17 protein-coding genes are annotated in these 18,858 nt (G+C 69.1%); 5 read left to right on the top strand and 12 right to left on the bottom strand.

Features of this window, described 5'->3' with window-relative positions; translation table 11 throughout:
• Positions 1-123 precede the first annotated feature (123 nt).
• Positions 124-789 (bottom strand): RlmE family RNA methyltransferase, encoded by a 666-nt coding sequence (locus GTO19_RS04455; protein WP_291017632.1) that lies wholly within the window; start codon positions 787-789, stop codon positions 124-126.
• Between the two features lie 120 nt (positions 790-909).
• Here GTO19_RS04455 and GTO19_RS04460 point away from each other — a divergent pair, with 120 nt between their 5' ends.
• The 3 genes from GTO19_RS04460 to GTO19_RS04470 all read left to right on the top strand — a co-directional run bounded on the left by GTO19_RS04460 (position 910) and on the right by GTO19_RS04470 (position 4,225).
• A complete protein-coding gene (locus GTO19_RS04460) occupies positions 910-1,380 on the top strand; it encodes a YhbY family RNA-binding protein (protein WP_291017573.1) in 471 nt (156 codons plus the stop codon).
• Positions 1,381-1,447: 67 nt separating this feature from the next.
• Complete coding sequence (locus GTO19_RS04465) at positions 1,448-3,517, top strand: M3 family metallopeptidase (RefSeq protein ID WP_291017576.1); 2,070 nt, start codon at positions 1,448-1,450, stop codon at positions 3,515-3,517.
• Between the two features lie 45 nt (positions 3,518-3,562).
• Positions 3,563-4,225 (top strand): DUF4124 domain-containing protein, encoded by a 663-nt coding sequence (locus tag GTO19_RS04470; RefSeq protein WP_291017579.1) that lies wholly within the window; start codon positions 3,563-3,565, stop codon positions 4,223-4,225.
• Between the two features lie 9 nt (positions 4,226-4,234).
• On the opposite strand, the gene rpiA is transcribed toward GTO19_RS04470, so the two are convergent.
• A complete protein-coding gene (gene rpiA, locus GTO19_RS04475) occupies positions 4,235-4,906 on the bottom strand; it encodes a ribose-5-phosphate isomerase RpiA (protein WP_291017582.1) in 672 nt (223 codons plus the stop codon).
• A gap of 42 nt (positions 4,907-4,948) precedes the next feature.
• Between rpiA and GTO19_RS04480 the strand changes: the two genes are divergently transcribed.
• Positions 4,949-6,031: a quinone-dependent dihydroorotate dehydrogenase gene (locus tag GTO19_RS04480; protein WP_291017585.1), complete on the top strand. Its 1,083-nt coding sequence runs from the start codon at positions 4,949-4,951 to the stop codon at positions 6,029-6,031.
• On the opposite strand, the gene GTO19_RS04485 is transcribed toward GTO19_RS04480, so the two are convergent.
• From GTO19_RS04485 to GTO19_RS04520, 8 genes are all read right to left on the bottom strand, one after another.
• The gene (locus GTO19_RS04485; RefSeq protein WP_291017588.1) at positions 6,021-7,139 is read right to left on the bottom strand and encodes an NAD(P)/FAD-dependent oxidoreductase; all 1,119 of its coding nucleotides are present in this window, start codon (positions 7,137-7,139) and stop codon (positions 6,021-6,023) included. The genes GTO19_RS04480 and GTO19_RS04485 overlap by 11 nt on opposite strands.
• The gene (locus GTO19_RS04490; RefSeq protein ID WP_291017591.1) at positions 7,136-7,906 is read right to left on the bottom strand and encodes a serine protease; all 771 of its coding nucleotides are present in this window, start codon (positions 7,904-7,906) and stop codon (positions 7,136-7,138) included. Before GTO19_RS04490 ends, GTO19_RS04485 begins: the two co-directional genes overlap by 4 nt.
• Positions 7,907-7,908: 2 nt before the next feature.
• The gene (locus tag GTO19_RS04495) at positions 7,909-9,015 is read right to left on the bottom strand and encodes a nucleotidyltransferase family protein (protein ID WP_291017593.1); all 1,107 of its coding nucleotides are present in this window, start codon (positions 9,013-9,015) and stop codon (positions 7,909-7,911) included.
• Entirely contained in the window at positions 9,012-9,932 is a 921-nt protein-coding gene (locus GTO19_RS04500) for an HprK-related kinase A (protein WP_291017595.1), read from the bottom strand. The genes GTO19_RS04495 and GTO19_RS04500 overlap by 4 nt, the downstream gene beginning before the upstream one ends.
• A complete protein-coding gene (locus GTO19_RS04505; RefSeq protein WP_291017597.1) occupies positions 9,929-10,225 on the bottom strand; it encodes a hypothetical protein in 297 nt (98 codons plus the stop codon). The genes GTO19_RS04500 and GTO19_RS04505 overlap by 4 nt, the downstream gene beginning before the upstream one ends.
• The gene (locus GTO19_RS04510; RefSeq protein WP_291017599.1) at positions 10,222-10,824 is read right to left on the bottom strand and encodes a hypothetical protein; all 603 of its coding nucleotides are present in this window, start codon (positions 10,822-10,824) and stop codon (positions 10,222-10,224) included. Before GTO19_RS04510 ends, GTO19_RS04505 begins: the two co-directional genes overlap by 4 nt.
• 132 nt (positions 10,825-10,956) lie before the next feature.
• On the bottom strand, positions 10,957-12,351 hold the full coding sequence (locus GTO19_RS04515) for a TIGR03013 family XrtA/PEP-CTERM system glycosyltransferase (protein ID WP_291017601.1): 1,395 nt from the start codon (positions 12,349-12,351) through the stop codon (positions 10,957-10,959).
• A gap of 104 nt (positions 12,352-12,455) precedes the next feature.
• Positions 12,456-14,399 (bottom strand): hypothetical protein, encoded by a 1,944-nt coding sequence (locus GTO19_RS04520; RefSeq protein ID WP_291017603.1) that lies wholly within the window; start codon positions 14,397-14,399, stop codon positions 12,456-12,458.
• A gap of 331 nt (positions 14,400-14,730) precedes the next feature.
• Here GTO19_RS04520 and GTO19_RS04525 point away from each other — a divergent pair, with 331 nt between their 5' ends.
• Complete coding sequence (locus tag GTO19_RS04525; protein ID WP_291017606.1) at positions 14,731-16,800, top strand: hypothetical protein; 2,070 nt, start codon at positions 14,731-14,733, stop codon at positions 16,798-16,800.
• Here the strand turns inward: GTO19_RS04525 and GTO19_RS04530 are convergent.
• Both GTO19_RS04530 and GTO19_RS04535 read right to left on the bottom strand, forming a co-directional pair.
• Positions 16,779-17,867, bottom strand: coding sequence for a glycosyltransferase (locus GTO19_RS04530; RefSeq protein ID WP_291017609.1), 1,089 nt, complete (start codon positions 17,865-17,867; stop codon positions 16,779-16,781). The genes GTO19_RS04525 and GTO19_RS04530 overlap by 22 nt on opposite strands.
• Positions 17,868-17,893: 26 nt before the next feature.
• Positions 17,894-18,673 carry a class I SAM-dependent methyltransferase gene (locus GTO19_RS04535; protein WP_291017612.1) on the bottom strand — a complete coding sequence of 260 codons (780 nt, stop codon included), beginning with the start codon at positions 18,671-18,673 and terminating at the stop codon, positions 17,894-17,896.
• Positions 18,674-18,858: the final 185 nt, after the last annotated feature.

Raw genomic sequence — 18,858 nt, forward strand, 5'->3', positions numbered from 1 at the left:
CATATGCAAGGCATTCTAGGACTTTCAAGTCCCCCTGCCGTTTGTCGGTGACGTGGAAATGTCAATGGAAAGCTTAGGTTTTTCCCATCCGCACCGCCGATCCGGTAAGGAAAGACAGGCGGTTCAGACCTTCAGACCCAGGCCGACCAGGAAGGTTTCGGACGATTTGTCCCGGCTGGCCTTGGGCTTGACGGGCTTGACCACCCGGAACGTCTGGCGAAACAGGGCGACCATGGGCTCGTACGCGCCGCCATGGAAGAGCTTGACCACCAGCGCGCCATCGCGCTTGAGGTGGGCGCGGGCGAAATCCACCGCCAGTTCGATCAGGTGCTCGATACGCGCGGCGTCGGCATCGGCCACGCCCGAGAGGTTGGGTGCCATGTCGGAGACCACCACATCGAGCTGGGTCACGCCGCGTCCGGCCAGGGCGGCTTCCAGAGCGGCCAGCACCTCGGGCTCGCGGAAGTCGCCCTGGATGAACTGCACGCCCTCGACCGGCTCCATCGGCAGCAGGTCGAGCGCCACGATGGTGCCGTTGAGCTGGCCCGCCGCCGCGCCTTGCGGGCTGAGGCGGCGACGAAGGTACTGGCTCCAGGCGCCAGGAGCGCTGCCGAGGTCCACCACAGCCATGCCCGGCTTGATCAGGCCCAGGCTTTCGTCGATTTCCTTGAGCTTGTAGGCGGCGCGGGCACGGTAGCCGTCCTTCTGGGCCTGACGCACGTAGGGGTCGTTCACGTGCTCGTTCAGCCAGGCCTTGTTGACCTTCTTGCTCTGGGTACGGACCTTGATGCCCATTCGATTTCCGAGGTTGAACCGCGGGGTGCCGCGGAACCGGCTTCGCCGGGCCGCAGGCGCCGCCCCCTTGAGGGGGTCGCGCGCAGCGCGGCGGGGGTGGTCGATAATTCTCCCATGCCCTCCATTACCCTCACGCCCGCCCAACGCAAGGTCCACCGCGCCGAGGCCCACCACCTCGACCCCGTGGTCCACATCGGCAACGACGGCCTGACGCCCGCCGTGCGCAAGGAAGCCGATGCCGCGCTCAAGGCGCACGGCCTCATCAAGATCCGCGTGCTCAACGACGACCGCGCCGCGCGCGAGACCATGCTGGCCGAACTGGCCGAGGCGCTGGACGCCGCGCCGATACAGCACATCGGCAAGCTGCTGGTGCTCTGGCGCCCCCTCCCCGAGAAGGCGCGAGCCGCCGACGAGGACCGCAAGCCCGGTCCGCGCGAGGTGAAGGTGCTCAAGTTCGGCAAGCGCCCGGGCCAGAAGCCCGAAGTCAAGGTGGTGAAGGTGCTGGGCAACCAGCGCATCACGCCCGGCGGCAAGCTCAAGCGTGCCAAGGTTCGCAAAACAAGTATCAAAAAGAACGCCGGCTGAGCCCCGCCGAACGCTCGCGCGCCTCGTCGGCTTGAACTCCCGCCCCTTGCCACCCATCTGAGCCGCCATGAACGTCCGCCAAGACCCCGCCCAGCTCAACCCCCTGCTCGACTTCAGCGGCCTGCCGCGCTTCGACGCGATCACGCCGGAATCCGTCGGCCCGGCCATCGACGAACTGCTGGCGCAAGCCAGTGCCGCACTCGACACCGTGACGGCCCCGGACTTTCCCGCCGAATGGGCGGCCATGGCCACCACACTGGACGTGTCCACCGAACGTTTGTCGCGCGCCTGGGGCGCCGTGAGCCACCTCAACAGCGTGGCCGACACCCCCGCGCTGCGCGCGGCCTACAACGCGGCCCTGCCCAAGGTCACCGAGTTCTGGACCCGTCTCGGTGCCGACGAACGGCTCTATGCCAAGTACAAGGCCATGGACCCGGCCTCGCTGAACGCCGAGCAGGCCCGCGCGCACCACAACGCGCTGCGCGGCTTCGTGCTGGGCGGTGCCGAACTGCAGGGCGAAGCCAAGGAGCGCTTCGCCGCCATCCAGGAGCGCGCCGCCGAGCTGGCGCAGAAGTTCAGCGAAAACGCCCTCGACTCCACCGACGCCTTCGCCCTGTACGTGGGCGGTGAAGAACTCGCCGGCGTGCCGGATGACGTGGTGCAGGCCACGGCGGCGGCGGCGCGCGCCGAAGGCCGGACCGACCACAAGCTCAGCCTGAAGATGCCGGTTTACCTGCCGGTGATGCAGTTCGCCCGATCGGGCGCCCTGCGCGAGAAGCTCTACCGCGCCTACGTGACCCGTGCCAGCGATCAGGCGCCGGCCGAGCTGGCGCGTTTTGACAACACGGCCCTGATGGTGGAGCTGCTGGCCCTGCGCCACGAAGAGGCGCGCCTGCTGGGCTACCGGCACTTCGCCGATGTCTCCCTGGTGCCAAAGATGGCCGAGTCGCCCGAGCAGGTCATCACCTTCCTGCGCGATCTGGCAAAGAAGGCACGTCCCTTCGCCGAGCAGGACCTGGCGGACCTGCGCGCCTTCGGTGCCGAGCACCTGGGCATCCAGGACCCGCAGGCCTGGGACTGGCCCTACATCGGTGAAAAGCTCAAGGAGGCGCGCTACGCCTTCAGCGAGCAGGAGGTCAAGCCGTATTTCACGGCGCCCAAGGTGCTGGCCGGTCTGTTCCAGATCGTGGAGACGCTGTTCGAGGTGGCGATCCGCCGCGACAGCGCACCCGTCTGGCACCCCGGCGTGGAGTTCTACCGCATCGAGCGCGGTGGCCAGCTCGTGGGCCAGTTCTACCTCGATCCCGGCGCGCGCACCGGCAAGCGCGGTGGCGCCTGGATGGACGACGTGCGCGCCCGCTGGCTGCGCCCCGACTCGCGCGCCCTGCAGACCCCCGTGGCCCACCTGGTCTGCAACTTCGCCGACGGCGTGGGCGGCAAGCCCGCGCTGCTCACGCACGACGACGTGACCACCCTGTTCCACGAGTTCGGCCACGGCTTGCATCACATGCTCACGCAAGTGAACGAGCGCGACGTCTCGGGCATCAGCGGCGTGGAGTGGGACGCCGTGGAATTGCCCAGCCAGTTCATGGAGAACTTCTGCTGGGAATGGGACGTGCTCAAGCACATGACGGCCCACGTGGACACCGGACAGCCGCTGCCGCGCGCGCTGTTCGACAAGATGCTGGCGGCCAAGAACTTCCAGAGCGGCCTGCAGACCCTGCGGCAGGTGGAGTTCGCCCTGTTCGACATGCTGCTGCATGGCGAGGCCACCCCGCCGGCGGATGGCGCAGCCATCCTGACGCTGCTCAACCGCGTGCGCGCCGAGGTGGCGGTGCTGATGCCCCCGGCCTACAACCGCACGCCGCACACCTTCAGCCACATCTTCGCCGGCGGCTACGCGGCCGGCTACTACAGCTACAAGTGGGCCGAGGTGCTCAGCGCCGACGCCTTCGCCGCCTTCGAGGAAGCCGCGGCGCGCGATGGCCACAGCACGCTCGACGTTGCGACGGGCCGGCGCTACCGTCAGTCGATTCTGGAGGCCGGTGGCAGCCGCCCTGCGATGGAATCGTTCAAGGCCTTCCGCGGTCGCGAACCGTCGATCGACGCCCTGCTGCGGCACCAGGGCATGGCCTGAGCCTCCGCACCCGCAGCCGACAAGGACGACAACCGAGTGAGCCACATGAAGAGGATCATCGCCGCCACCCTCGCCACCGCCGGCCTGCTGGCGGCGCTCCCCGCCACCGCCCAGGGCGTCTACCGCATCGTGGGGCCCGACGGCCGCGTGACGTTCTCCGACCAGCCACCCCCCGCGGCCAACGCGCGCCCGCAGGCGGGTACTGGCAGCGCCAGCTCGGGCTCCGGTTCAGCCACCGGCGGCCCCCAGTTGCCGTTCGAGTTGCGCCAGACGGCCTCGCGCTACCCGGTGGTGCTGTACACGGGCGAGAACTGCGCGCCCTGCAACAGCGGACGCAACCTGCTCGGCTCGCGCGGCATTCCGTACACCGAGAAAACCATTACCACCTCGGAAGACGCCGAAGCCCTGCGCCGGCTGAACAACGACGCCACCCTGCCTTTGCTCACCATCGGAGGACAAAAGCTGCGCGGCTACCTGGAAACCGAGTGGACGCAGTACCTCGACGCAGCCGGCTATCCGAAACGGTCGGCGCTGCCGCCGGGCTACCGCCAGCCCGCGCCCTCGCCGCTGGTGGCCGTCAAGCCGGTGCCGGGCACGCCCTCAGCCACGGGTAGCGCCCCTGGCACCAACGCGCCAGGCACCGCCGCGCCGCCGGCCGAGATCCCGGTGCAGCCGCCGGCAGACAACCCCGCCGGCATCCGCTTCTGAGTCGCAGGCTCAGAAGTTCAACGTCTTCACACCGCCCGTGGTGCCCAGCAGGCACACGGCGGCCTTCTGGTGGGCGAACACGCCCACCGTTACCACCCCCGGCCACTGGTTGACCTCGCTCTCGAAGGCGAGCGGGTCACCGATGCGCAGGCCGGTCACGTCCAGGATGTGCTGGCCGTTGTCCGTCACCAGCGGCTGGCCGTCCTTCAGGCGCACGCGCGCCTGGCCGCCCAGTGCCGCGAACTGGCGCACCAGCCGCGCCGTGGCCATGGGGATCACCTCCACCGGCAGCGGGAAGGCGCCGAGCGTCTGCACCAGCTTCGACTCGTCGGCGATGCAGACGAAGCGCCGCGACTGGGCCGCCACGATCTTCTCGCGCGTGAGTGCGGCGCCGCCGCCCTTGACCATGTGGCCGTGCCCGTCGATCTCGTCGGCGCCATCGATATAGACCGAGAGCTCGCCCACCTCATTCGCCTCGAGCACCGGAATGCCGATGGCCTTGAGCCGCGCGGTGGAGGCCTCTGAACTCGACACGGCGCCGGGCACGCGGTCTTTCATCGTGGCCAGGGCCTCGATGAACTTGTTTACCGTGGAGCCCGTGCCCACACCGACGACCTCGCCGGGGGTCACGTACTGCAGGGCGGCCTGGCCCACCAGTGTTTTGAGTTCGTCCTGGGTCATTTGCGAGAATCCGGGGTTGGTCGAAAAACGGCGGATTATCCGATGTCATTCCTTCCCTACGGCGCGGCGCGCCCCTTCCTCTTCGGCCTGGACCCGGAGGCCGCGCACGAGCTGACCCTGGGCGCCATCGCCCGCGTGCAGCGCTCCCCCCTCACCTGCCTGTACAGCCAGCCGCGCGTGAGCGACCCTTTCACGCTCGCCGGCCTGCAATTTCCCAACCGCGTGGGCCTGGCCGCCGGCCTGGACAAGAACGCCCGCTGCATCGATGGCCTGGCCGCCATGGGCTTCGGCTTCGTGGAGGTGGGCACGGTCACGCCCAAGGGCCAGCCCGGCAACCCCAAGCCGCGCATGTTCCGCCTGCCCGAGCGCAAGGCCCTCATCAACCGGCTGGGCTTCAACAACGAGGGCCTGGACGCCTTCCTGGCGAACGTGCAGCGCGCGCGCTTTCGCCGCGATGGCGGCAACACGCCCATGCGCCTGGGCCTGAACATCGGCAAGAACGCCAGCACGCCGATCGAGCGCGCCACCGAGGACTACCTCAGCTGCCTGGACGGCGTGTACCCGCACGCCGACTACGTCACCGTCAACATCTCCAGCCCCAACACGCAGAACCTGCGCAGCCTGCAGAGCGACGCCGCGCTGGACGCGCTGCTGGGCGCGGTGATGGAACGGCGCGAGCAGCTCGCCCAGCGCCACCAGCGCCGCATCCCGGTGTTCGTGAAGATCGCGCCCGACCTGGACGAGTCGCAGATCGGCGTGATCGCCGAGACCTTGCGCCGCCACGGCTGCCGCACCGACGGCCTGGCCAGCGGCGAACTGGGCGTGATCGCGACCAACACCACGCTCTCGCGCGAGGCCGTGAAGGGCCTGCGCCACGCCGAGGAAGCCGGGGGCCTGTCGGGCGCGCCGGTGCTGGAGGCCAGCAACCGCGTGATCCGCGCGCTCCGCTCGGCGCTGGGCAGCCCGTTCCCCATCATCGGCGTGGGCGGTGTGCTGAGCGCGCGCGACGCGCTGAGCAAGATCGAGGCGGGCGCGGACCTGGTGCAGATCTACACCGGCCTGATCTACCAGGGCCCGGCGCTGGTGTACGAATCGGCCAAGGCCATCGCGGCGCTCAGGAAGTGAGTGCCTCGCGCACCCGTTCACCGATCGCCAGGCAGCTCGTCAACCCCGGCGATTCGATGCCGAACAGGTTGACCAGCCCCGGCAGGCCGTGCTGCGCCGGCCCTTGGATCACAAAGTCGGCCGCCGGCTCGCCGGGGCCGCTGATCTTGGGCCGCATCCCCGCGTAGCCGGGCTGCAGCGCACCGTCGGGCAGCGCGGGCCAGTAGCGGCGCACGGCCGCGTAGAAGCCCTCGCCGCGCGCGGGATCGACGAGCAGGTCATCGGCCCGCTCCACCCACTGCACGTCGGGGCCGAACTTGGCCTGCCCGCCCAGGTCGAGGGTGAGGTGCACCCCCAGGCCCGCCAGGTGCTGATCGGGCTCGGGCGCGGGGTAGATCAGCCGCTGGAACGGCGAGCGGCCGGTCAGCGTGAAGTAGCTGCCCTTGGCGAAGTGCGGGGTCGGCACGCTGCCCGCGGGCAGCGCGGCGATGCGGCCGGCCAGTTCGCAGGCCTGCAGGCCCGCGCTGTTGACGAGTGTGCGGGTCAGCAGTTGCGTGCCGTCCTCACACGTCATCAGCCAGTCCTCGCCGTGGCGCTCGATCTCACGCGCCGCACTGTGGCACACCACCATGCCCCCCGCCGCCTCCAGGTCGCCCTGCAGCGAGAGCATGAGCGCGTGGCTGTCGACGATGCCGGTGGACGGCGACAGCACAGCGCCCAGGCATTCGAGCGCGGGCTCGCGCGCCCGCGCCTCGTCGCGTGACAACACCATCAGGTCGTGCACCCCGTTGGCCGCCGCGCGCGCGACGATGCCGCGCAGCGCGGCGAGCTGCGAGGGCGTGTTGGCCACGATCAGCTTGCCGCAGCGCCGGTGCGCAATGCCGCGCTCGGCCGCGTAGGCGTAGAGCGCGTCCTTGCCTTGCACGCACAGCCGCGCCTTCAGGGAGCCGGCCGGGTAGTAGATGCCGGCGTGGATGACCTCGCTGTTGCGCGAACTGGTGCCGGTGCCGATGCCGGACTCACGCTCGAGCACGAGCACCTCGCGCCCCGCCTGCCCCAGAGCGCGGGCCACGGCCAGCCCCACCACGCCCGCGCCCACGACGATCGCATCGACGCGTTCGGCCGTCATCTCAGGCCCGTCATCAGCTCGTTCACCCGGGCCGACGGAATCGCGTAGGCGATGCCCGAGGGCTGGCTCAGGGCCGACTCGCGCGTGCCCTTGATGAGCACCATGTTCATCATGCCGACAACCTCGCCGGTCTCCGGCCTGAACAGCGGCCCGCCGCTATTGCCCGGATAGGCCACCGCGTCGAGCTGGAAGATGTCGAAGGTGCCCTCCCGCGCACCACGGATCGCCGAGCCCCGCAGGCGGTCCGCGTCCGGGCTCGGAGGCACCGAGGTCGCGATGCTCGACACCATGGCCCGGTGCACCACGTGCGCGTAGCCCAGCACGTTGCCGATGGGAAAGCCCATGAAGGCCAGGTCGTCGCCCTCGCGAACGGTCGAGGAATCGCCCAGCCGCGCTGGCGGCCCGGCCGGGCCCTCGATGCCCAGCAGCGCGATGTCGCCGTGGCGCTCGGTGCCCAGCACGCGAGCCTGGCGCATCGACCAGGTGCTGTCGCGCTGCCACACCTGCACCACCAGTTGCGCGGGTGGCTCACTCTCCTGAGGCACGGGCAGCACGTGCGCGCAGGTCACCACCTGCGACGCGCGCCCGGCCAGGAAACCGGTGCCGCGCAACTGGAAGCGCGGGCTGTCGGTGTCGCGCCAGGTGCCCACCAGCACCACGGACGGCTTCATCCGGGAGACGGTGTCGGGCAGGGCCGCGCGGGCCAGGCCCACGGCGCCCCACAAGGGCAGCGAGCCGATCATTCCCAGGCAATGGCGGCGCTGCATGTTCAGGCTTCGTTCGGCTTCGGCGCACGCGCCGCCATCAGCGCCTTGCGCGCCAGGTGGCCCGCCAGCAGCCAGGGCGGCATGCGCAGCCAGTGCCCGCGCACATACAAACCGGCGCGGGCCAGTGCGGTCCAGCGATCCGACAGCGACTCGTGATCCGGCCGCAGCGCGCGGCGGTACATCGCGTCGAGCGCACGCCCGCGCCAGCCGGGCGCCAGGCGACGGTGCGCCTGCAGGGCCCAGCCGCGCACCTCGGGTGGCAAGGGCGTGCGCAGCAGTTCGTCCAGATACACCAGCGCCTGCGCGAGCGGGCGCTCCCACCGGAGCTCGGCGGCGCGCTGCGTCAGCGCCGGCCAGAAGTCCGCACCCTGCCCGAACTCCAGCACCAGCAGTTCGATGTCCAACAGGCCGCGGCATCCGAGTTCCAGTTCGCCTTCGGCGTAGAGGTGCGCCGCACTGTGCAGCACCATGTCCGCGGGGCTGAGCGCGTGCACACCCGGATGGCCCGCGATCGGGCGAATGTCCGCCAGCATGGCCGAGGGATCGGCCCGCAGGCGCCCCGACAGCGGCACCAGCGCGTGGTGCACGTCCAGCACCGTGCCGCGCCGCAGGTGGCGCATGGGCGGCAACTCATGCATCCAGGTGCGGTAGTAGCGCTGGTCGTAGGGGTTGTTGTTGGTGCTCACCCAGCCGCTGAGCATGAGGGCCGATTCCACGTCGGCCAGCCGCTCGCGCGGCACGAGGATGTCGATATCCGACACCATGCGCCCTTCGCCTGCGCGCAGGCCCTGCAACACGTAGGCCGCGCCCTTGAGCAGCACCAGCGGCAGCCCGGCCGACTCGAACACGCGCAGCAGTTGCCCGGTCTCGTGGCGCAGCTCCTCGTGCTGGCGCTGCGCGAGCAGCCGCATCGACTGCAGATGGCGCGCCACTTCGGGCGGCACATCGGCCCAGCGGCCCGCCGCCTCGATGCGCTCGGCCACGCGTGCGAGCACATCGGCGCGCCGACCCTGACGCACCAGCAAGTCCCACTGCCCCGGCGTGAGCGTGCCCAGGCGCTCGGGCTCGCGCAGCGGCAGCAGCAGCAGATCGAGTGCGGGCAAGGTCACGACGGCCTCGCCAGCGAATCGAACCAGGCGGTCGCGTCGTCGAGCTGGCTGTAGCTCAGGTCGAAGGCCTCGCAGCCATCGACCAGGTCGGCCAGGCAGTCGAAGCCGCGCGGGCCATGCACGTGGTGGTTGAAACTGTTGGAGGCCAGCTCCACCAGCGTCTGCGGCTTCGGGCGCGGCACGGCCCGCAAGGCAACGCCTTTCTCGAATCGCGGAAAGACGATCCAGCGTGGCGTGGCCGGCAGCGCCGCCTGACGCAGACTGGACTCGTTCACTCGCAGGTGCGCGACCATGCCCTTGAGCGTGTCGTGGGCCACGGGCCCGAACACCGCGCCCGGCAGGCGTTCACGCATCAGCACAATCGATTCGTTCTTGAGACTGACGGGCCGCGGCGAGGCGCTCAGTTGTCCAGTCGCCGGGTCGATCAGCGCGAGCTCGTCCGACATCAGACGCCAGCCCTGCTGCATGAGCCAGGCACACAGCGTGCTCTTGCCCGAACCAGGCGGTGCGGGCAGCAGCACGGCGCGCCCGTCGCGCTCCAGCACGGCCGCGTGCAGCGTGAGCCAATGGTGGCAGTGGCTGGTGACGCACCAGTTCAGGCCCCACTCGAAGAAGGCGAAGGCCTCGCCGCGCGCCAGCGGCGTGAACGGTCGCTGGCCATCGACGTCGAGCTCGCAGCGCAGGCCCGTCCAGCCCAGGCGGGGCAGGATGCTCAGGTGGAAATCGCAGAACACCTCGTCGTCGCCCATGTGCTCGTGCAGCGCGTACATCCGCTCGATGCCTTCGCGCACCACGGGAATGGGGCTGCGCACGCGCACGGTGAACGGCGGCACCGACAGAGCCAGGCCGTCACCGTGGAGACGGGCTGACAACTCGGCAGGGGAGAGATCGGCGATGCGCCCGCGAAGCGCGCTCACGGAGACATCCGTTCGATGAAGCCCATGTGCTCGAACTGCGCGAGATGCTGGTTCACGCCGTCGATGTCCTCGGGTTCGGGAGTGGCCTGCAGCAGATGCCGCGCGAGTGCCTCGGCATCCATGGGCTGCCCGTCCAGCAGGCGTTCGATGAGTTCCGCCGCCACCGGGGACACGGCGCTCAGGCTGCCGTCGGCGGCGTCGTAGATCACCCCGCCCTCGGGCCAGCGCCGCAGAAGCAGCGCCTGCGTGCGCCGACAGACCCAGGCGAGCGAACCGCCTGGCGCCAGGGTCACAGAAACGCGGGACCGTAGACCATGTCGAAGTAGGCCATGGTCTGGCTCAGCGTCCAGGTGGTGCCCGCGAAGGGCTGCCAGATGCCTTGTCCATTCCAGATGGCGCGGCACTGCGACTGTGTGAGCATCACGCGCGACGGATCGTTCTGGTAGGCCTTGGCCGTGAGGAAGGCGGCGACCACGTGGCGAGCCAGCGCGGCGTTGCCGTGGTTGCCACCGTTTTCCAGCACCTGCTGCAGGGTCTTGTTGGTGTAGACGCCGCCCGGGTTTTGAGTGAAGCCCGTTTCCGTGGACAGGAATTTGGTGGTGGTCTTGTACTGGTTGGGCAGGCCGTTCTCGCGGTTCTTCCAGTAACCGTGCGACTGGCACTCGTAGTCGGTCTTGAGTTCGCGGCGCGCGCTCACCTTCATCTGAGCGGCGCGCAACGACGAGAACGTGGAGGGCTTGATGCAGGTGTGGTCGCCGGCGAGCACGGTGTTGCTCTTGAGCGCCGCCAGCACGGGCGCGGCGCTCAGGCCCGCGCGAACCAGGTGCCGGCGCGAGAGACCGGACGCCGGTGCCTCGGCTTCCTGCACGGCGACGTCTTCAGAATGGTTCATATCGGACATGGAAACAACCTCCTTCGGCCTGGCTGCCAACCCCGCGAGCTTGGCCGCACACATACGGGGTATTGTAGAACGCTCTGTAGCAAAAAGTAATCTTCTGGACGGCCGGCGGGCAGGATAACGGGCTCATTGCGCCCCCTTGCCCGTCAGCACCACCCCGACCGTCTCGAACAGGACCACCAGGTCGAGAAACAGGGAGTGGTTTTTCACGTAGTACAGGTCGTACTGGAGTTTCTCCGCGGTGTCCTCCACCGTGGAACCGTACTGGTAGCGCACCTGCGCCCACCCCGTCACGCCCGGCTTGACGCTGTGGCGCACGGCGTAGAACGGAATCTGCTGGGTCAGCTGGTCGACAAAGAAGCCGCGTTCCGGCCGCGGACCGACCAGGCTCATGTCGCCATTGAGCACCGAGAACAACTGCGGCAGTTCGTCCACCCGCAGCTTGCGGATAACCTTCCCCACACGCGTCACGCGGCTGTCGCCGGCGGTGGCCCAGCGGGGCACACCATCCTTTTCCGCGTCGGTGCGCATGCTGCGGAACTTGACCACGTTGAATGGCCGGTTGCCCCGCCCGATGCGTTCCTGCCGATACAGCATCGGGCCGGCGCTCTCGAGTTTGATGGCCAGGGCGGCCACCGCCATGATCGGCAGCGAGATGAGGATCAGCACCGAAGCGCCGAGGATGTCGAACACCCGCTTGATGGAGGTGCGCAGGATGCCCTGGTTGAAACCGTCGCCGAAGATCAGCCAGCCCGCCGACACGGCGTCCAGGCGGATCTGGCCGAGGTTCTGTTCGTAGAAGGTGGCGATGTCGGTGACGCGCACTCCGCCCAGTTTGCAATCGAGCAGCGCGCGCATGGGCATGCTGCCGCCGCGGCGCTCGGTGATCGCCACCACGATTTCGTCGATGCGCTTGCTCTGCACCAGATCGGTCAGGGCCAGGTCGGTGGTCAGCACCTTGCCGGCGGGCACTTGCTGCTCCTGCTCGTTGGGGCCGGCCAGGTAACCGCAAAGCTCGGCATTGGCGCCGGGCATCTCCAGCGCGCGTCCCACGGCCAGGGCGCGCGCGCCCGTGCCGAACACCAGCACCCGGCGCTTGGGAATGGCCTTGGGCAGGTACTCCCCCACCAGCACCTGGTAGAGCAGCAGCACGGCCGTGACCATCATGATCAGCACCACCGACCAGGTGCGGCCGTAGAACGCCTCCAGTGGCAGCAGCAACAGCACCGCGACGACCAGCGCGGTGGTCATGCTGAAGGACACCAGCGAGCGGGCCAGCGCCTGCCGGGTCGACAGAATGGTGCGGCGATCGTAGAAGCCCAGGGCGGCGTTGATGGCCAGGAAACCGAAGCCCATGAGCAGGCCGCGGGTCGCGCCGCGCGCGATCTGGGCAGACGTGAGGTCCTCGGGCTTGGACAAGGCGATCAAGGCCCCCACGAACACCCCGGCCACCAGCGTCACGTCGAGCAGGAGCTGGATGAGTGTGTGTCGGTCGAAATAGTGATTGAAGAGTCTGATCACGCGAGGTTCTCCGGACGCGGCCAGGTCGGTGTCCTACGGGTACCCCCTAGTGCATCCTGCCCATTCATCCGAGGATAGTTGGGCCTCCATGTCAACACAATCGCTTACATCCTGCTTTTGTGTGAAGTATTTCGCTCGAACGCCAGACCAAGACCCCATGTGACCCACCAGCACCAGGCCACGCGGGGCACCTCGGTCACGCTGATGAGCATGCCCAGGGCCGCCATCGCGGCCATGGCGGACAGCCAGGCGCCGGCCAGAGGCTCCTTGGCCAGCCAGCCGCGCCACACGGAGCGCGTGGTCCAGGCGAACCAGCCCAGCAGCGCAGCCAGCACGATGGTGCCGCGCTCGACCAACACCTCGAGGTAGAGGTTGTCGGCGTGCCAGGGCTCGAAATGGCCCTGTGCGGCGGGCAGCCAGTGGGCCGGGCCCTGCTGGAACCCCGGGTTGAGCAGGCGCTGCCGCCCCTGCGCATCGAACAGCTCCAGGCGCTCGACCTCGACCACCGCGCCTGGCGTCAGCACCGACACGGAAAAGAAGCCTTCGCGCCAGCGCGCCAGCGCCGCGTCGGGCGCCAGCGAGTCGCCGAACAGATCGACCTCGCGCACGACCGGCCCGGGCGCGGTGTCCCCGGTGTGGCGAATGAAGCGCCACTGGCAGCGGCGGTCGTAGATGAGGTGGCGTTCGCAGACGCTGACCAGCAACCGCAACCCGGGCTGCGCCCCGTAGGCCAGGCGAACGCGCCAGGTGCCCGCATCGAAGCCGGACAGGCGCTGCACCGCACCGAAGCGCACGCCGTCCAGGCCCGGGTGGCTGGGTCCGTGCACCTGCATACGGGGGCCGCCATTGCCATCGATCCATGTCAATCGGCCCGGGGTTCCCGTGTCCGCGCGTTCACCCATGCGCGCCGGCAGCCGGCCGGCGCCGATGCCCAGCAGCAGGTCCGCCCCGCCGCCCAGCGTCGAAGCGACCGAGCGCCAGTGGTCGAAGCGGTGCGTGAAGTCCTGGCCCGAGCGCGCCAGCCGATCGGCGATCGCCGTGGCGCCCAGCAACACCCACACCAGTTGCGCCAGCACCGCCAGCAACACCACCGCGTTGCCCAGGCGCGGCGCGACCCCGGCGTCGCCGTCCACCGGTGGCGCACGCCGGTGCAGCGCATACGCGAGCACCGCGCCGATCACCACCGCGCCGTACAGCCCGCGCGACTGGGTGGTCAGCACCACGTGGCAGGCCAGCACGAACAGCACCGCCGCAGCCCACCACACCCGCGCGGTGGGCGCGCGCAGCCACCACCAGGCGGCCAGCGGCACCGTCAGGCTCAGGTAGGCGTCGATCGCGCCGCCGCCCACGTGCATTTCCCAGAACCAGGCCGTGGTGCGATAGCCCGACCACACGTCCAGCAGGCCCGCGTAAAGCCACCGCTCGGCCACCACCAGCGCGCAGACCGTGGCCAGGCCGGCCAGACTGCCATGCCACCAGCCCACGACCCAGCGCCGGCGGGAGACGGCATCCTGTCCGATCGTCCACAGCGGCAGCAACAGCGCCGCCCAGACCAGCGACTTGCTCGACCGCCCCACGTTCGCCGGCGATTGGTAATCGGCGAATGGAAACGCGGCCCACGACGGCCAGTCGCCACCGTGCGCCCAGGCCCTGGCCGCACCCAAGGCCGCCACCGCCAGCAACGCGCCCGACAGGACCAGCACCCGGCGGTCGAGCGCCATCGTCGTGTCCCCCGCCCGCTGCGCACGCACCGCACGCCAGGCCCATGCGCCCCAGCCGCCGGCCGCCACTGCCAGAACCAGCAGATCGAACTCCTCCAACATCAGCCAACCCGTGTGCACGGACTGATTGGCCCATGGCAACACCGCCGGCAACAGCCAGGTCCCGCAGATGGGACGCCAGGCCGTCAGGGCGATCACCGCCATCAGCGCAGCCACGGCTGGGCCCAGGGACAGCACCGGGTGCGCCCAGGCGCCTGCGAGGGACGCGGTGGCGGTGAACAAGGCAAGGGCCGCAGCGGCCGGCGTCGTCAGGGCGCTAACGGTCATGAAGACCAAAATGTATCAATTTGAAACCACCGTTTCGAGCCGGTCCTGGTCTGGGTCGCCGAGCGTCTGTCGAGGAGAAACCCGCTTGTTTTCACTCTGTTTCCATTGCGCCGGAACTCACATTCTGAATCCGGGGCGTCATCAATTCGTGAAATGATCCACGCGCCGCCAAAAATACCCCTACTGGGTGTGCGACGGCGGCACCGCATTCCCACCCTCGCTGATCCAGAACCTCAATGGCCTTCTGTCGGTGCCGTGTGGCCCGACGCAGGGATTGTTTGACCAGGCATTCATGAACACCTACTTTCTCGAGGTTCACGCCCGCCGGCCCATGTTTGCAGCCCTCCTGACCGCCACCTGTGTCGTGGCCGCTTGCGGCGGTGGCGGCGGTGGTGGCGGCAGCGGACTGGTCAGCGACAACCCGTCCCAGGTGGTATCCGGCGATTCGTCTCCTTCGCCCTTGCCCGCGGCACCGGTGGGTCCTGGAGGGCTGTCCTGCGCGTCGGGCGCCATCACCTGCGTGGAAATCACCTCGGGCAGCACCCAGGCCAATGTGCCCGTCACGTTCGGCCAGCCGTTCCGGGTCGGCGACCTGGCCAGCAGCCAGGGCCTGCGCGCCGAGGACAGCGCGGGCAACGCCGTGCCGGTGCAGATGGACGAGGTCTCCACCCACCCCAACGGATCGGTGCGTTTCGCCGTGCTCAGCCTCTCGCTGCCGAGCCTGACGGCCAACGCCGCGCGCATCGTCAACCTCTACCCGGCCGCCCGCACCAGCACCAGCGTGTCCCTGCCCGCCGCGCCCGCCTGGAACCTGCAGATCACGGCCCGCCTGTCCGACGGCACCACCCTGGTGGCCAACCCGCAGGCGCAGCTGCAGCAGCAGATCGCCAACGGCAGTGGCCGCCGCCTGCACGGCCCCGTCGCCAGCGAGTTCAATGTCGTGTCGCCCCTGAACGACCGCCTCACGGCCCGTTTGCATGTGCGCCTGTACAAGACCGGCCAGATCCGCACCGACGTGGTGATGGAGAACAACTGGGCCCTCAAGTCCAATCCCTCCAACCTCACCTACTCGCTCACGGTCACCGCCAACGGCCAGACCCTGCTCTCGCAGCCATCTTTCACGCACTCGAGCAAGGCCCGCTGGCACCGGGTGGTGTGGAGCGGTGGCAACCCGAACCTGCGTGTGCGCCACCACATGCCCTACTTCCTGGCCACCCGTGCCACCTGGAACTACAACCTGGGCCTGAGCATTCCCGACAGCGTGCTGTCCGAAGAAGCGCGCTCGCTGGCGAATTCCAACACCAATCCCATGGGCGCGGCCAAACTGACGACCGACATGCCCGGCACCGGCGGCCGTGACGAGATCGCGCCGCTGCCGCGCTGGACCGCGCTCTACCTCATCACGCAGGACGATCGCGCCCGTGCCTCGATGCTGGCCAATGCCGACGCCGCCGCCAGCGCCCCCGTGCACTACCGCGACGAGGCCACGGACCAGCCGATCAGCGTCGTGCGTCACCCCGGCATCGCCTTGCGCTATGGCAGCTCCAGTCCTTCCGTCCCCAGCGGCGGCTCCAGCAACTGGACACCCGACATCGCGCACCAGGGCTCCTACGCCTACATCCCCTACCTCGTGACGGGCGACGCGTTCTACCTCGACGAGATGATGTTCTGGGCCGCCTGGAACATCGCCGCCAACGACCCCATCTACCGCGAACGCGACAAGGGCCTGCTGATGCCGGAGCAGGTGCGCGGGCAGGCCTGGGGCCTGCGCTCGATTGCCGAGGCGTCGTTCGCGGCGCCGGACACGCACCCGATGAACAGCTACTTCGACACCATCCTGTCGAACAACATGAGCTGGGCCCTGAACACCTACGGGCCGGGCCGCTCGGGCAGCCTGTTCTCGCCCATGGGCGCGCTGATCTCGCAGTACAACAACAACCAGACGCCCTCGTACGAGTCGGACTTCTTCGCCACCGTGATGGCGTGGCTGGCGGAGAACAACGTGCCCAACGCGGCCACCGTGCTCAACAGCGTGGGCCGCATGCAGATCGACCGCTTCCTGGCCAGCACGCAATCGGCTGGCTTCTGCACCAGCCACGCCGCGGGTTACTGGCTGCAGACCATGAGCGGCGGCAGCTACGTCAACAGCTGGAGCGAGTTCTTCCGCATCAACTACGGCTCGGCCAGCTGCGGCAGCACCGCCCTGGCGGGTGACCCGGCCTACCCCGACTGGGCGGGTGGCTACGCGGCGGTGGCTCGCGGCATGCTGGCTGCGGCCAGCAACGCCAACGCCAACAACGCGGCCAGCGCCTACGCGCGCTGGAAGGGTTTCACGCCGCTGCTGGACTCCGGCGCGCGCGGCTTCTCCAGCGATCCGTCCTACGCGATCGTGCCGCGCTGAGGCGCGAGCGCTTCAGGCCGGTGCGGCGCGGCCGGGGTGGCCGGCGTGGCGGCGAGCGCGTCACGCCACAGGTCCGTCAGGGTCGAAAACTCTCCCCCCAGCCGGTCGCGGAAGTGCGCGCAGACGCGGTCAATGCGGCGCAGGAACTCCTGCAGGTCCTGCTCGTTGCGCACGTAGGGCGTGTGCCCCGGCGCCAGCGACGGTGAGTGATAGGTCAGGCTGAACACCCGCACCCCCTGCGCGAGCAGCGCCTCCATCAAGCGGATCTGCGTGTCCGCGTCGAAGCCTTCCGGGCTCAGGCGCGCGCGCCACAACACACCCGAGCGGCTCAGCACCGATTGCACGCGCAGGCGCTGCAGCAGGGGGTTGTCCCACAAGCCGCCGAAGCGCTGCCCCGCCCACCAGGCCCGCCCGCCATAGCCCACGGTCAGCGGCACCTCCAGCAACTCGCACGACTCGTCCACGAAGAAGGGGTGCATGGACGTGCCCAGGAAGTTGGGGCCGTGCACGCGTTCGAAGCTGGTGGCGGGCACGAAGCTGCAATCGATGCGGTAGCCCAGGCGCCTGATCACGCCCAGCGTGGCGGCACCGACGCCATAGCGCCCGGCCTTGAAGATGAGCGGACGCTGCCCGAAAGCCTGGGCCACGGCGTCCGTGCTGGCCTCCAGCTTGGCGGCCTCCAGTTCGGGCCGCAGGTTGCCGTGGAAGGAGTTGTAGTCGTTGACCTCGTCCTCGTACGGCGGCGTCACCCAGGGGTGGCAGTGCGTGCCGAAGTGCGCGCGGCCCGCGTCGACCAGGCGGCGCAAATAGGCCGCGGCCGGGGCCGAACGCGCCACGGCATGGTCGAGCACGTAGGTCGGCACGATGCCGTACTTGTCGAACACCGCGTGCGCGTGGTCCTGCGCCGGAATCGACTCCGTGCCCACGGAGTCGCGGTCAAAGGGCCTGGACCAGTCGAACTCCTCCTCGGTGTCCACCACCACGAGCAGGATGGGTCGCTCGGACGAGCGTTGGGCGGGCACCGGGCGCAGGTCCGGGTGCGTGATCGGGCGGTAGCCGGCGACCATCGTGAGGGCGGCTGGGCGCGGTGGAATCAGACGCGGCGCGTGCCGTGCACGGTGACCGTGCGGTAGTAGGCGCCGAGCGAGGGCATGGACGAGGCGATCGCCGCGTCGAAGCGATCCGCCGCGTTCACCATCCAGTTGCTGGGCCGCGCGCGCACGGCCTTGGACACCACCGCCGCCGGAAAGGCAAACAGGTCGGTGTACAGGTGCTTGGGCGCGAAGTAACGGTCCAGGATGTCGAGTTCTTCGCGCGCCAGCGGCTTCTCGTCGGGCGTGCGCGCCTTGGGTGTGAGCGCGCGCACCAGGCGCGCCACCGGGTTGAGCAGCAGCGGCTCGACGAACAGGATCTCACCGCCCGGCTTGGTCACGCGGGCGATTTCCTTCACCGCACGCTCGAACTCCAGGTGGTGCAGGATGGCCGTGCCGAACACCAGGTCGAAGGTGGCATCGGGGAACTGCAATTCGTGGGCGTCCATCAGCTTGAACTCCACCGGCAGGCCCTTGGCCTGGGCGACCTGGCGGCCCTTGTCGAGCTCGCGGTCGGAAATGTTGATGCAGGTGAGCTGCGTGGGCTTGAGGTTCCACTTGAGGTAGTGGGCCTCCCAGGCCTGGCTGCCCACCTCGAGCACGCGCGTGTCGGTGTGGCGCGTATGCACGGCGCGGATCAGTTCGTCGCGCCGCCGCCGCGCGGGGCCCATCTGCGTGTACTCCATGACCGCTTCCAGGCGGTCTCGCTCCAGCTCGTCGTTGTCGTAGATCTCGGCCTCGCGGCTGACGCGTTGCGCGTCGTGTGAAGTCGGGCTCGTCATGCGGACGCCTCCAATTGAATTGCGCAGGGGCCGGCGTTCATTGGCCAGCGGGACCCGGCGAAACTAGCACAGCGTTTGACATCTTCGTACCTTCGATGCACACGAAAGCGTGCAATATCTCCACGAAATGGCGATGCATCAGATGTCAAATATCAACACAATTGCTTTACCGGTACCCGCATCCA

The organism is Hydrogenophaga sp. (assembly GCF_011772445.1).
Classification (GTDB): domain Bacteria; phylum Pseudomonadota; class Gammaproteobacteria; order Burkholderiales; family Burkholderiaceae_C; genus Hydrogenophaga.